11 protein-coding genes and 1 pseudogene are annotated in these 13,316 nt (G+C 72.1%); 3 read left to right on the top strand and 9 right to left on the bottom strand.

Annotated features, from left to right (window positions below; translation table 11 throughout):
• Positions 1-337 precede the first annotated feature (337 nt).
• Positions 338-841: pseudogene (gene def / locus EBO15_RS33200) on the top strand (peptide deformylase).
• Between the two features lie 69 nt (positions 842-910).
• Here def and arfB read toward each other — a convergent pair.
• From arfB to EBO15_RS33160, 8 genes are all read right to left on the bottom strand, one after another.
• The gene (gene arfB / locus EBO15_RS33195) at positions 911-1,336 is read right to left on the bottom strand and encodes an alternative ribosome rescue aminoacyl-tRNA hydrolase ArfB (protein WP_122198430.1); all 426 of its coding nucleotides are present in this window, start codon (positions 1,334-1,336) and stop codon (positions 911-913) included.
• A gap of 247 nt (positions 1,337-1,583) precedes the next feature.
• A complete protein-coding gene (locus EBO15_RS33190) occupies positions 1,584-2,462 on the bottom strand; it encodes a S1C family serine protease (protein ID WP_199744956.1) in 879 nt (292 codons plus the stop codon).
• Between the two features lie 644 nt (positions 2,463-3,106).
• Positions 3,107-4,612, bottom strand: a complete 1,506-nt coding sequence (locus EBO15_RS33185) for a sensor histidine kinase (protein WP_233616596.1) — start codon at positions 4,610-4,612, stop codon at positions 3,107-3,109.
• Positions 4,613-4,653: 41 nt separating this feature from the next.
• Entirely contained in the window at positions 4,654-5,364 is a 711-nt protein-coding gene (locus EBO15_RS33180; RefSeq protein ID WP_122198428.1) for a response regulator transcription factor, read from the bottom strand.
• A gap of 189 nt (positions 5,365-5,553) precedes the next feature.
• On the bottom strand, positions 5,554-6,636 hold the full coding sequence (locus EBO15_RS33175; protein WP_122198427.1) for a hypothetical protein: 1,083 nt from the start codon (positions 6,634-6,636) through the stop codon (positions 5,554-5,556).
• Positions 6,637-6,799: 163 nt separating this feature from the next.
• The gene (locus EBO15_RS33170; protein ID WP_122198426.1) at positions 6,800-7,564 is read right to left on the bottom strand and encodes a crotonase/enoyl-CoA hydratase family protein; all 765 of its coding nucleotides are present in this window, start codon (positions 7,562-7,564) and stop codon (positions 6,800-6,802) included.
• Positions 7,565-7,572: 8 nt separating this feature from the next.
• Complete coding sequence (locus EBO15_RS33165) at positions 7,573-8,346, bottom strand: SDR family oxidoreductase (RefSeq protein WP_122198425.1); 774 nt, start codon at positions 8,344-8,346, stop codon at positions 7,573-7,575.
• A 123-nt stretch (positions 8,347-8,469) separates the two neighbouring features.
• On the bottom strand, positions 8,470-9,960 hold the full coding sequence (locus EBO15_RS33160; RefSeq protein ID WP_233616595.1) for a glycoside hydrolase family 1 protein: 1,491 nt from the start codon (positions 9,958-9,960) through the stop codon (positions 8,470-8,472).
• A gap of 271 nt (positions 9,961-10,231) precedes the next feature.
• Between EBO15_RS33160 and EBO15_RS33155 the strand changes: the two genes are divergently transcribed.
• Together EBO15_RS33155 and EBO15_RS46365 are read left to right on the top strand one after the other, a co-directional pair.
• Positions 10,232-10,525, top strand: coding sequence for a YiaA/YiaB family inner membrane protein (locus EBO15_RS33155; protein ID WP_122198436.1), 294 nt, complete (start codon positions 10,232-10,234; stop codon positions 10,523-10,525).
• Between the two features lie 1,095 nt (positions 10,526-11,620).
• Positions 11,621-12,115: a C40 family peptidase gene (locus tag EBO15_RS46365; RefSeq protein ID WP_233616594.1), complete on the top strand. Its 495-nt coding sequence runs from the start codon at positions 11,621-11,623 to the stop codon at positions 12,113-12,115.
• Positions 12,116-12,172: 57 nt separating this feature from the next.
• Here EBO15_RS46365 and EBO15_RS33145 read toward each other — a convergent pair whose 3' ends face one another.
• Positions 12,173-13,249, bottom strand: coding sequence for an alkene reductase (locus tag EBO15_RS33145; protein ID WP_122198435.1), 1,077 nt, complete (start codon positions 13,247-13,249; stop codon positions 12,173-12,175).
• Positions 13,250-13,316: the final 67 nt, after the last annotated feature.

Raw genomic sequence — 13,316 nt, 5'->3', positions numbered from 1 at the left:
CGCGCCGCCGCGCGCCCCCGCCGCGCCGGCCGACGTCCCGGGGGCCGAGCACCCCGTGCCGCCGATCCCGCAGCAGGTCAAGGCGGCCCCGGCGAAGCCCGCCCCGGCCGCTCCGATGCTCGACGCCGAGCCGCCCGCCGACCTCGGCGGCTGAACTCCGACCTCGGCGACCGGGTTCCGCTCCCAGGACGGCCACGCGCCGCCGCCCCCGCGCACCGGGGACGGCGGCGCGTCCTCGTTCCCGGGACCTTCTCGCGGCCAGGAAGGCGTCTCCGGTGCGTCAGGGAGGCGCGGGCCCTGGCCACGCCGGGGCGTCCGCTTTGTACGATCGTGTGTCATGGCCGCCGTACGACCCGTCCGCCTGCTCGGGGACCCTGTGCTGCGCACCGGGTGCGACCCCGTCCGGGCCTTCGACGACTCCCTGCACCGACTGATCGACGACATGGACGCCACGCTCGCCGCGCAGCGCGGCGCGGGCCTGGCCGCGAACCAGATCGGCGTTCCGCTCCGCCTGTTCGTCTACGACTGCGCGGACGACGACGGCCGCCGCCACAGCGGCCACGTCGTCAACCCGCGCCTGGTCGAGGCCGACGGCGGGCTGCTGGTCGAGAACGAGGGCTGCCTGTCGTTCCCCGGCCACCGCTTCCCCACGCCGCGCCACGCCCGCGCGGTCGTCGAGGGACAGGACGGGGACGGGAATCCCGTCCGGGTGGAGGGCACCGGCTATTGAGCGCGCTGCCTGCAACACGAGACCGACCACCTGAACGGCATGGTCTACATCGACACGCTCGAGGGACCGGCGCGGAAGGACGCGCTGCGGGCCGTCCGCGAGCTTCGCTGAGCCCGCGTTCTCACGATCGATTCACCGGCCATTCCGCCCGCCCGACAAAGGCGCGTCGCGCCCGGTTCCTCAGGACCAGCGGTTGGAGCGGCCGCGTTTCACGTCCGAGCGGCGGCGCTTGTTCTCCAGGCGCCGTTCGTTGATACCGCGCGGCATCTTCTTCGCGATCCGCTTCTTCGGCGGGGGCGCGATCGCGTCCGACAGGACGGCCGCCAGCCGCGCCTTCGCCGCCTCGCGGTTCCGCAGCTGCGACCGGTGCTCCTCGGCGCGGATCGACAGGACGCCGTGGACGAGCCGTCCGGCGAGCCGTTCCAGGGCGCGGGCGCGCAGCGGCTCGGACAGGGACGGCGAGTTCGCGACGTCGAAGGAGAGTTCGGCGGCGGTCGAGCTGGTGTTCACGTGCTGTCCGCCGGGCCCGGACGATCGCGAGAAGCGCCAGGTCAGCTCGGTCTCCGGGATGAAGACCGAGTCGCGGACGTTGATGATGCCGGGCATGTGTCGATTATCCCCGCCACGGCCGGATCATGTCGTCCCATTTCCCGGTGGCCTTTCGCCGGACCCGAGAACAAAGGACACGGCCGCGCGGACTCCCTCAAGTCCGCGCGGCCGTGCTCCTTCCACCGGGCCGCCGGGGACGGGGATCCCTGACGACCCGTGTTTCACCACCGGGACGGCGTGCCGTCCGCCCGCTCCCCCCAGAGCCCAGGTCCGGACGACGTCCCGGTGGTGAGTCTTCGCGCGCTCAGACGGATCCGGTGGTGAGGATCCGGTTGACCGCCTTGCGGGCGTCGTTCACCGGGATCGCGAACCCGACCCCGATGCTGCCCGAGCCGTCGCCGGAGGTGGCGATGGCCGTGTTGACGCCGATGACCTGGCCCGCGCCGTTCACCAGCGCGCCGCCCGAGTTGCCCGGGTTGATGGCCGCGTCGGTCTGGATCGCGTTCTTGATCACCGTGGTCTGCTGCTGGGTGAAACGGCCCTGCATGAACGGCGGGAGGTCCTGCTGGTCTCCGCCGCCGTCGCCCTCCTGGATGCTGCGGCCGAGCGCCGACACGATCCCGGACGTGACCGAGCCGTCCAGGCCGAGCGGGCTGCCGACGGCGAGCACCGGGTCGCCCACGGCCAGCTTGGCGCTGTTCCCGAGGACGGCGGGCCGCAGGCCGGACGCGCCCTGCGCCTGGATCACCGCGATGTCGTGCGCCGAGTCCACCCCGAGGATCTTCGCGGGGGCGGTCCTGGCGTCGCTGAACTTCACCGTGACCTGGCGCGCGCCGGACACCACGTGCGCGTTGGTCATGATCGTCCCGTCCGCGCGGAGGATGACGCCGGAGCCCGTGCCCTCGCCGGACGTCGCGACGGTCTGCACCGACACCACCGACGGCTGGACGGCCTTGGCGACCTGCGCGGTCGTGGCGTCCCCCTTCGTGGAGACCCCGGCCACCGCGGACGGGCCGAACTCCGAACCCGGGTCGCCGCCGAACGCGAGCGTGGCCGCCGCGCCGACACCGCCGGCGCCGAGCGCGATCGCCGCGGCCGCGCCGAGCAGGGCGAGCCTGCGCCGCGCGCTCCAGCCCCACGAGGGCCGGGGAGGCGGAACGGGACCGGCGGCGCCGAAGGGCACCGGACCGCCCGGCGGAGGCCAGCCCGCGCCGGGACCGCCGGGACCGCCGAACGGTCCGGGAACCCCTGGTCCACCGGGCACTCCGCCGAACGGAGCGGTGGACGTCGGATGGGCCGGTCCGGGCCGGCCGAAGGAGGACGAGGACGAAGGGGCGGGCGTCCCGCCCGGGACCGGGCCCGCAGGCGGGCCCACGTGGGGAGACGAAGAGAAGACCGGTACGGCCCGGGACGGCTCGACGGGGATCGAGCCGTCCCGGACCGAGGTGGGTGCGTCCGGGGTGCCTTGCCACGGGGACGGCTCGGCGGGTCCGGACGACCCGGTTCCGGCAAGCGGCGGTTCGGGGTGCCGCCGTGCCGCTCGGGGCGGTTCGGCAGGGGTGGCGTGATGAGCGTCCGGGTGCCACGCGGCGTCCGGTCCGTCCTGGCGAGGAGCGAAGTCCTGCTGGTCGTTGCTCATTCCGAGCCCCCTGTCGTTCCGTCGAACCCAGGATGGGCGACGGGACTGAGACCGCCCTGCACTGCGCCTGAAAGTCTTCTGAACGCGGACGAATCGTTGGACTCCGCCCAACCGTGCGCTCCCGCGCCCCGGGACGCGCCCGGGACACGCCCGCGGCTCGCCCGGGGCTCGCCGGGGGAGGCGGCCCGTCAGTCCGGGGCGAGCGGCAGGATGACGCGGAAGACGGCGCCGGTGCCGGTGCCCGCGTCCACCTCGACGCGGCCCTCGTGCGCGGCGACGAGCGCGGCGACGATCGCCAGGCCGAGGCCGGTGCCGCCGTCCTCGCGGCTGCGCGCCTTGTCGGCCCGGTAGAAGCGCTCGAAGACCCGCTCGGCCTGCTCGGGGCTCAGCCCGGGGCCGTGGTCGGCGACCTCGCAGACGGCCGCCGGGTCGCCGTCCAGCTCGCCGGGGCTCAGCCGGACCTCGATCGCCGAACCGGCCGGGGTGTGGACGATCGCGTTCGTCAGCAGGTTGCCGAGCACCTGCCGCAGCCGCGGCTCGTCGCCGAGGATCTGGTAGGCGACGCCGCCCTCGACGTCCAGGTCGACCGGACGGTCCGGGGCGAGCACCCGCGCCTCCTGGACGGCCTCGGCGGCGACCGCGAGCAGGTCCACCGGACGCCGCTCCACCGGGCGCTGCCGGTCGAGGCGGGCCAGGAGCAGCAGGTCCTCGACGAGCAGGCCCATCCGGGACGCCGTCTCCTCGATGCGCCCGATGAGCCGGTCGAGCTCGCCGGGGGTGCGGGCCGCGCCCTGCCGGTAGAACTCGGCGAACCCGCGGATCGCGGTCAGCGGGGTGCGCAGCTCGTGCGACGCGTCCGCGACGAACCGGCGCATCCGCTCCTCCGAGCGCAGCGCGTTCTCCTCCGAGCGCCGCGCCGCCTCCTCCGACCGCCGGGCCGCGGCCTCCGACCGGGCCTGCGCGCCGAACGCCGCCTCGATCTGGCTGAGCATGGAGTTGAAGGACGCGCCGAGCCGTCCGACCTCGGTGGCCGGGTCGGCGTCGGGGACGCGCCGGGACAGGTCGCCGCGCGCGATCGCCTCCGCGGTCGCCTCCATCGTCCGGAGCGGGCGCAGGCTGGCCGTGACGACGAGCGCCGCGAGCGCGCCGAGGCCGCCGAGCACCAGGACGCCGACGGTGATGTCGATCGTGACGAGCTGCCGGACGGTGTCCCGGACGTCCTTGAGGTTGCGGCCGAGCACGACGACGTCGCCGGTGCGGGTGGTGAACGTCATCACCCGCCACACCGAGTCCTTGCCGGGGCCGTGGACGGTGAAGATCTCGTCCTGGCGGCGCAGCGCCTCGCTCTCGGAGGTGTCCGGGATGGTGCGCGGGTCGACGGCCAGGCCGGGCTGGTCGATGGTGGGCAGCCCGTCGCTCTCCCCCGACCAGACCTTCACGTACATGACGTCCGGGAGGCTGTTCTTGAAGGGGTGGCGCAGCGAGACCGCCAGGCGGACCTTCTGGGCGGTGGCCTGGAGCTGGTCGTCGGCCTGCTGCATCATGTAGCCGCGCAGCGCGGCGCTGCCCGCCGCGCCCATCACGGTCAGCCCGAGCGTGACCAGGACGAGCATCCCGACGATCAGCTTCATCCGCAGCGGCACGCGCCGGGACGCCCGCCGCAGCCGCGCCGCGACGCCGTCCCCGGTGGGCACCGGAACGCCGTGACCGGCCGAGTCGTGGCCGGGCGCGCTCATCATCCCTGGTCGGGCGGTTCGCGCAGGACGTAGCCGACACCGCGCAGGGTGTGGATGAGGCGGGGCTCGATGTTGTCGACCTTGCGGCGCAGCGCGGAGACGTAGGACTCGACGATCCCGGCGTCGCCGCGGAAGTCGTAGTTCCACACGTGGTCGAGGATCTGCGCCTTGGACAGCACGCGGCCCGCGTTGGCCATGAAGTAGCGCAGCAGCTTGAACTCGGTCGGCGAGAGCTGGATGACCTTGCCGCCGCGCCAGACCTCGTGGGTGTCCTCGTCCAGCTCGACGTCGGCGAAGACCAGCCGGGGCGGGGGCTCGGTCACGCCGCCGCGGAACCGCCGCAGGACGGCCCGGATCCGGGCGATGACCTCCTCCAGGCTGAACGGCTTGGTGACGTAGTCGTCGCCGCCGATGGTGAGGCCCTTGATCCGGTCCTGGACGGCGTCCCGGGCGGTCAGGAACAGCACCGGCGTGTGGTCGCCGCCGGACCGCAGCCGCCGCGCCACGTCGAAGCCGTCGATGTCCGGGAGCATGACGTCCAGGACGATGAGGTCGGGGCGGTGCCGGCGCGCGGCCTGCACCGCGTCGGCCCCGTTGGTCGCGGTGACGACCTCGAAGCCGGTGAAGCGCAGGCTTCCGGCCAGCAGTTCGAGGATGTTCGGCTCGTCCTCGACCACCAGCAGAACCGCCTCCGGCGTCCTGCCGGCCATGGTCACCGTCCGCTCAGCCAATGAGAAGAACCTCCTAGTCCAATCTTCCCCGAGGCTTCCAGGCGAACCTGAAGGGAGCCTGAACGCGCACCGAGAGTCCGTTGAGAAATGGTTCAGCCCCCGGAAGCCTGGGACTCCGGGGGCTGAACCTCACCACCTGGGCGAATGCGCGGGACGGGTCGCCCCGGGTCAGCCGAGCAGTTCGATGAAGGGGGTGCGCGCGTTGCCGGATGAGGCCATGCCGACGCTCACGACGCCCGTGGTGCCGGGCCGCTGGTCGGCGTCGGCGACCAGGACGGTCCCCTTCCGGGCGGGGCCGTAAAGCGTGGTCCACGTCTTTCCGTTGAAGTGCAGGTAGCGGGACTTGCCGTTGTTGCCGGCGGGCAGGACGACCACGCCGCCGCGCCCGTCCGCGGAAAGGCCGAGCCCGGCCGAGTTCAGCGGGGTCGTGAACGATTTCCAGGTCTTGCCGTCCCAGTGCAGGAGCGCGTTGGTGGTCTGGGCGGCCTGCGCGTCCTTGATCGCGTACACGCTCGTCGGGGACAGGGCGACGATCCGGTAGATGATCGCCTGGTAGGCCGTGACCCCGAACTCACCGGGCACGTCGATCCGCTTCCAGGTCCTGCCGTCGTAGTGGTAGGCCAGGCCGGTGACCTTGCGTCCGTCGGCGGTGGTCGTCCCGGCGATCCACACGTCGGTGCGGCTGCGGACGTCCACGGTGGTGATCGTGGTGGACGGCGGCAGCGGGACCTTCGCGTCCGCCCAGGCCGTGCCGGTCCAGCGCAGGACGGTGCTGACCCCGGCCGCGTAGGTGATCCCGGCGGTCGAGTAGGCCGTCCCGTCGGACGCGGCCGCCACCTGGAACGGGATCCCGACCAGCGGGTAGTTGGCCTTGGCCCACTTCGTGCCGTTCCAGTGGATCGAGACGGGGTTCATGAACGGGCCGTAGCCGACGACCCAGGCGTTCTTGGCGGACGAGACGGCGACGTCCATCGGGGAGAACTTCTCGGGGCTGGACTGCGCGGCCCAGCCCTTGGCCGTGTAGCGGGCGATGACCGGGTTCGGCGAGGTCACGGTGCCCTTGGAGCCGACCGCCCAGCCGACGTCCTTGCCCGCGAAGTCGACGCGGTCGAGGCTGCCGGAGTACTTCAGGGCGGCGCCGCCGCCGACGTTGCGCCAGCCCGCCGCGAACGCCGCCGGTGAGGCGGCCAGGACGAGCGAGGCGGCGCCCGTGGTGGCGACGGCCGTGCTGACAATCGCGTTCCAGCGCATGGGACCCCATCCCGAGATCGATCAGAACCCGAAAAGAGTACGGGAAGACTTACTCGGAAGTAAGACGGAACCCACCAGGCACGACAGAACGCCCGGGGGCTTCCCGCCCCCGGGCGCTCTTGTCGTCCTGCTTGTCGTCCGGGACCTCAGCCTCGGCCGGGTGTCACTCGCCCGTCCAGACCGGCTTGCGCTTCTCGGCGAAGGCGGCCGGGCCCTCCTGGGCGTCCTTGGAACCGAACACCGGGATGACGATCTCGCTCTGCTTCCGCCACCGCTCCTCGGCCGACCACTCGGGCGACTCGACGATGACCTTCTTGGTGGCGGCGAGCGCCAGCGGGGCGTTCTCGGCGACCTTGAGCGCGAGCTCCTTGGCCGCGGCGAGCGCGCCGCCCGACTCGGTGAGCCGGTTGACGAAGCCGAACTCCGCCATCCGCTCCGCCGGGTACCTGTCGCCGGTGAGCGCCATCTCCATGGCGATGTGGAACGGGATCCGCTGCGGCAGGCGGAGCAGGCCGCCGGCCGCCGCGACCAGGCCGCGCTTGGGCTCGGGCAGCCCGAACTGCGCGTCCTTCGCCGCCACGACCATGTCGCACGACAGCGCGATCTCGCAGCCGCCCGCCAGGGCGTAGCCCTCGACCGCCGCGATCAGCGGCTTCGCCGAGGGGCGCTCCACGATCCCGGCGAACCCGCGGCCCTCCACCATCGGGTTGTCCCCGGTCAGGAAGCCCTTGAGGTCCATGCCCGCGCAGAACGTGCCGCCCGCGCCGGTGAGGACGCCGATGGACAGGTCCTTGCGCGAGTCGAGGGTGTCCAGGGCGGCCGCGATGCCCTGCGCCACCGCGCCGTTGACCGCGTTGCGGGCCTCCGGCCGGTTGATGGTGACGACGAGGACGGCCCCGTCCTCCTCGACCAGTACAGCTTCGGACATTCAGGGCCTCACTTGGGCTGGAAGCGGATGCCGCCGTCGAACCGGACCGTCTCGCCGTTCATGTAGTCGTTCTCGACGAGCGAGCGCACCAGGTGCGCGAACTCGCTCGGCCGGCCCATGCGCTTCGGGAACGGCACCGGGGCGGACAGCTTCGCCTTGAACGCCTCGGCGGCCTCGCCCTCGCCGTAGATCGGCGTGTCGATGATGCCCGGGCAGATCGTGTTGACCCGGACGCCGATCGCCGCGAGGTCGCGGGCGGCGGGCAGCGTCATGCCGACGATGCCGCCCTTGGACGCCGAGTAGGCGAGCTGGCCGGTCTGGCCCTCGAGCGCCGCGATGGACGCGGTGTTGACCACCACGCCGCGCAGGCCGTCGGCGTCGGCGGGCTCGGTCTTGGCGATGGCCGCCGCGCCGATCCGCATGAGGTTGAAGGTGCCGATCAGGTTGACCTGGATGACCTTGGTGTAGGTCTCGAGGCTGTGCGGCGAGCCGTCGCGGTTGACGGTGCGCTCGGCCCAGCCGATGCCCGCGGAGTTCACGATGATCCGCAGCGGGGCGCCGGTGTCGACCGCCGCCTGGACGGCCGCCTCGACCTGCGCCGCGTCCGACACGTCGGTCTTGACGAACACGCCGCCGAGCTCGTCGGCGAGGGCCTTGCCCTTGTCCTCGTTGAGGTCCGCGACGACCACCTTGACGCCGTTCGCGGCCAGCTCGCGCGCGGTGGCCTCGCCGAGGCCGCTCGCACCGCCGGAGACGACGGCGGATACTCCGTTCAGGTCCATAAGCAGCACCTTACGTCAGAGACCGAATCTGGTTCGGGGTGATGTTACCCACAGGTCAGATTACGGTCTCGCGCCGGGTCATGGCGCCCCGGGGTCACGCTCCCCCGGCGGGGCCGGTCGTCATCACTGAGCGGGCGGGGTGGGCGTCGGGACGAGGCAGGTCGACGGGTCCTCGACCGTGCACCACGCGGGCTTCCGGACGGGCGTGTACCCGGACGGCACGCCGCGTCCGGCGATGATCCCCCGGTAGGTCGCGACCGCGTCCGTCGGACGGCGCGTCAGCTTCGGATCGGTCAGGGCGTCCACGGTGTAGAGGCCGAAACGCGGCCGGTAGCCACCCCACTCGTAGTTGTCGGTCAGGCTCCAGTAGTTGTAGCCGACCACCTTCACACCGTCGCCGATCGCGCGCTGCAACCAGTAGATGTGGTCGCGCAGGTGCTGGGAGCGCGTGTAGCCGTCCGCGCGCGCCTTGCCGTTGTCGGTCGGGAACCCGTTCTCTACGACGTAGAGCGGCAGCCTCGGCAGGCGCCGCTGGTAGTTGCGCAGGACGTAGTAGAGGCCGTCCGGTTCGGGGTCCACCTTCCAGGGCTCGCCCGTGGCGGCGTTCGTCGCGGTCGTGTTGGTGAGGCTCGCGCCGTAGTAGTAGTCGACGCCGACGAAGTCGAGCTTGTCGGTCACGTGGTCGAACAGGACGCCGTCCATGAAGCCGTTCAGGATCGTCCCGTAGGCGACGTTGCTCGACACCGGGGCGCCCGGGTCCAGCCTGTGGATGAGGTCGTAGGCGGCGCGATGCGTCTTGACCAGGGCCGCCTGCATGGTCGCGGCCTGCGCGGCCGTGAGCGGCTCGTCCGTGAACTCGCGGACGAGGTACTGGCTCGCCTCGTTGAAGGTGATCCAGATGACGCCCATGCCCCGGTAGCGCCGGACGACGAAGGCGGCCTCGTCGAGCCAGTCGCCCACCGTCCGCGGGTTGGTCCAGCCGCCCTGGTCGACGACCCAGCCCGGAACGACCCAGTGGTCGAGCGTGAGCATCGGACGCATCCCCGCCGCGCGGATCCGCCGGACGAGGTCGTCGTAGTAGGCGAGCGCGGCGGGATCGCGCCGTCCGCGCTTCGGCTCCACGCGCGCCCACTCGATCGACGTCCGGAACACCTTCACGCCCAACGCGCGTGCGCGCGAGATGTCCTCCGGGTAGTGGTGCCGGAAGTCGACCGAGTTCTTGTACGGGTCGGTGACGCCGGGCTTCTTCTGCGCGGCGTACCGCGTCCAGTTGCTGTCCGGGAAGCTCCCCTCGGCCTGGAAGCCGGACGTCGCGACGCCCCACATGAAGTTCGCCGGGACCTTCGGCACCTTCGCCGCTCCCGCCCGCGTGGCGGCTCGGGCCGGCCTGACCGGGACGAGCGCGGACGAGGCGGCCAGGGCGAGCGCGGTCACGGCCGCACGCCGCCCCACCCCGGACGCCGGCTCGTTCGGCTCGTTCGGCCCGTTCGACTCGTTCAGCCCGTTCGACTCGTTCAGCCCGTTCGGCCCGGTCGGCCCGGTCGGCCCGGGCCCGGTCGGCTCTGGCTCGTCAGGGCCGGGGTCGGTTCTTCCGGACGTGGTTCCTGGTGGCACGACGGCTCCCTCCGGGGTTCCCGCTTGCGATCACAGGCGCGGACGGGACGGCCGTCAACCGGCGCGCCTGACCGGATGCGGCAAGCGACGGGGAAGGGCCGTCCACGAGAAAGCGGCCCGCGAGAAAAGGCGATCTTCGAGAAAGGCGTTCCGGGAGAAGGCGAACCGGGAGAAAGTGGCCGGTTACCTAGGCACCTGGCGGGCGGATTGAGTAGCGGTCCCCGTCCGGCTACTCAGGCGCGGCCGCCCGGCGCGGAGGAAAGTGGACGACATGGACCGATTCCTCCAGCTCAAGGGCACGACGGCGTTCTTCGTGCAGGCGATCATCTCCTTCATGGTCTCGGTGGCGGCGGTGACCGCCGGGATCGTCTACCTGCCCGCGCCCATGTGGGTGCGCGGCTTCCTGGCGGTCGGCATGCTCTACGTGACGACCTCGACGTTCACGCTGGCCAAGTGCGTGCGGGACCGGCAGGAGGCGTCGGCGGCGCCGCGTCCCGGCCAGCCCGGCTCGCCGCTGCCGCCGGGCGCCCCGTACGTCGAGTCGGCCTCGGGATCCTGGGGTTGATCGACCCCGCCCCCTCGCCCACCCAACCGCGGATGGCCGGATCGGGCCATCGGACGCGCCGCCCGGGAAGCGGCGAAGCGCTCGCGACGGGGACGCGACGCGCGGACGGACACCGACACGGACACGGACACCCACGCGGACACCCACACGACACGGACACGGAACGGCGTTCGGGCTCGGGCCCGGACGCCGTTCTCGTCCGTCCGGCGGGGGTTCCGACAGGGCCGGGAAACCGGACACAAGGGCATTGAAAGGCCGTCCGCTCCGCGTGTCGCCCGTTTGTGGCGCGGTTCACAGAACCATTACGAGCGGGCCGTTCCGCAACTTTCGATAACCCTCGGTTATCACCATTGCGGCGATCAGAACAACTTCCCCATTGCGCCCCCGCATAGCACGCCGGGACCTTTCGCCCGTTCTTCGTCTCCGCCGGTCGGCGGGGCTTGAACAGGGAGCATTGCCTTACCTCGCCCCGGCCGCACTCCCTCGTCCCGTCCGTCAACAAAGTGTGACGGGGGCGCTACGAGTGGGCGCGGGAACGTCCGCCGCCGCGCTCCTCGACTACCGAGCGTCACCGGCTTCCGGGTGCCCCGCGGCCCCGAAATCGCCTCCGAGAACCCCTGAGTGATGCAGATCACATCGCACGAAAGGGGCGCGGAAAATCGCAGGCAGAACGCCCATAAGCGGAACCGCAGCGATCGTTCGGACACGTCCGGCGGCTCCCGGGATTTGCCAACAAAGGCGAAGTCTGGCTACGTTCCTGCCGATCACGCGGCATGGACGCCGCCCCGACAACAGAACACCCGACGCACGGCGGCGCACCTGCCCGCTCCGCACCGCCGACGTCGAGCGCCGAGTCCGTGCAGCCCTGAGTCACGGAGCCGGTCGCGGCCCCCAAGGCGTCCCCCCCCGGACCGCTCCCGCCTGGAGCGTCGACCGGCACGCCCCCCGGGTCCGCACCGCGGCCCGCCGAACCTCGCGGCCCTTCCGACGCGAGCGGCGGACTACCCACGCCGCACCGGCAGGCCACCCACTGCGAGGTCTGGAGTCGTTCTGCATACCCCCCGAACCCTCACGCCGCTGAAGCGCGCCGCCCTGGTGGCCACCGCCCTCGTCGTCGGCGGGTCCGCCCTGGTCGCGGCCCCCGCCCACGCGGCACCGGGATCGCCGGTCACCAGCGTCAACGCTCTCGCGTCCCTCACCGCGAAGCAGCGTGCCGCCCGGCAGAAGGCCCGTGCCAAAGCCGCCGTCGCCTACGCCTACAAGCAGATCGGTGACCCGTACCGCTACGGCGGCACCGGTCCCGGGTCCTGGGACTGTTCCGGCCTCGCCGGCGGTTCCTGGCGCAAGGCGGGAGTGAAACTCCCGCGCACGACACAGCAGATCTACCGCGCCGTCCACTACAAGGTGTCCTGGAAGGGCGCGGTCGCCGGCGACCTGCTGTTCTTCTACGGCGGACGCACCCACATGGGGATCTACGTCGGCCACGGCTACATGATCCACGCGCCCGGCTCCGGCCGGACGGTCCGCAAGGTCAAGCTCAACAGCTACTACAAGCGCGTGTTCAACGGGGCCGTCCGTCCCGGTTACTGAGCACCGCCCAAGTGAAACCGTGCGCCACCCCTCAGGGCGGCGCACGGTTTCCTCGTTTCAGGCCAGGGACGGGTAGTCCGTGTAGCCCTGGTGGTCTCCGCCGTAGAAGGTCGCACGCTCCGCCTCGTTGTAGGGACCGTTCGCCTTGATGCGCTCCGGCAGGTCGGGGTTCGCGAGCCACAGCTCACCGAACACGACCGCGTCCGCGATGCCCTCGCGCAGCGCCTCGGCGCCGTCCTCCGGCTTCGCCGGGAAGGACTCCGGGGTCGGGTGCGGGTTGAGCAGCAGCGTGCCGTCCCAGGCGTCCCGGACGCGCCGCGTCAGCGCCCGGTCCCCCATCTCCATGATGTGCAGGTAAGCGAGGCCGAGCGGGTTCAGCTCGCGCGCCAGCGCCGTGTACTGCGCGTCCGGGTCGCTCTCCTCGATGCCGTTGGCGAACGTCCCGGGCGACACGCGGAACCCGACGCGGTCCGCGCCGACGGCGTCGGCGACGGCCTGCGCGACCTCGACGGCGAACCGGTTGCGGTTCTCGACCGAGCCGCCGTACGCGTCCGTGCGGTGGTTGCTGCCGTCCGCGAGGAACTGGTTGATCAGGTAGCCGTTCGCGCCGTGCAGCTCGACGCCGTCGAAACCCGCCTCGATCGCGTTGCGCGCGGCGGAGGTGAACTCCTTCACGGCGAGCGCGATGTCGTCCAGGGTCATCTCGCGCGGCGCGGGGTGCTCGAGCATCCCCTGGTCCGGGGTGAACAGCTTCTGGCCGGACGCGACCGCGGACGGGCCGAGCGGCAGCGCGCCGTCCGGGTACAGGTAGGGGTGGCCCACCCGGCCCGAGTGCATGAGCTGCGCGAAGATCCGTCCGCCCTTCGCGTGGACGGCGTCGGTCACCCGGCGCCAGGCGACCACGTGGTCATCGTCGTGCAGGCCCGGCGTGAACACGTACCCCTGGCCCATGACGCTCGGCTGGACGCCCTCGGTGATGATCAGGCCCGCGCCCGCGCGCTGCCCGTAGTACTCGGCGGTCAGGTCCGTGACCTTCCCGGCGTCCGCGGCCCGGCTCCGGGTCATCGGCGCCATCACCAGCCGGTTGCGCAGTTCCAGTCCGCCGACCGTCACCCGCGTGAAGAACTCGTCCATCCCGTCCATCTCCCTGTGTTCATCCGTGCGTTCCTGCTGATCACGAAGGTATGAGGCGGGACCTACG

It is taken from the genome of Actinomadura harenae (assembly GCF_003696215.1).
In the GTDB taxonomy this organism is placed as follows: Bacteria; Actinomycetota; Actinomycetes; order Streptosporangiales; family Streptosporangiaceae; genus Spirillospora; species Spirillospora harenae.
This window is presented reverse-complemented; position numbering and strand designations above follow the sequence as displayed.

What these genes read in the sequence shown, in the direction of transcription:
- EBO15_RS33170 (WP_122198426.1), bottom strand. Translation starts at nt 7,564, where the DNA reads ATGTCCGAAGCTGTACTGGTCGAGGAGGACGGGGCCGTCCTCGTCGTC.
- EBO15_RS33155 (WP_122198436.1), top strand. Translation starts at nt 10,232, where the DNA reads ATGGACCGATTCCTCCAGCTCAAGGGCACGACGGCGTTCTTCGTGCAG.
- EBO15_RS33165 (WP_122198425.1), bottom strand. Translation starts at nt 8,346, where the DNA reads ATGGACCTGAACGGAGTATCCGCCGTCGTCTCCGGCGGTGCGAGCGGC.
- EBO15_RS33180 (WP_122198428.1), bottom strand. Translation starts at nt 5,364, where the DNA reads ATGGCCGGCAGGACGCCGGAGGCGGTTCTGCTGGTGGTCGAGGACGAG.
- EBO15_RS33175 (WP_122198427.1), bottom strand. Translation starts at nt 6,636, where the DNA reads ATGCGCTGGAACGCGATTGTCAGCACGGCCGTCGCCACCACGGGCGCC.
- EBO15_RS33145 (WP_122198435.1), bottom strand. Translation starts at nt 13,249, where the DNA reads ATGGACGAGTTCTTCACGCGGGTGACGGTCGGCGGACTGGAACTGCGC.
- arfB (WP_122198430.1), bottom strand. Translation starts at nt 1,336, where the DNA reads ATGCCCGGCATCATCAACGTCCGCGACTCGGTCTTCATCCCGGAGACC.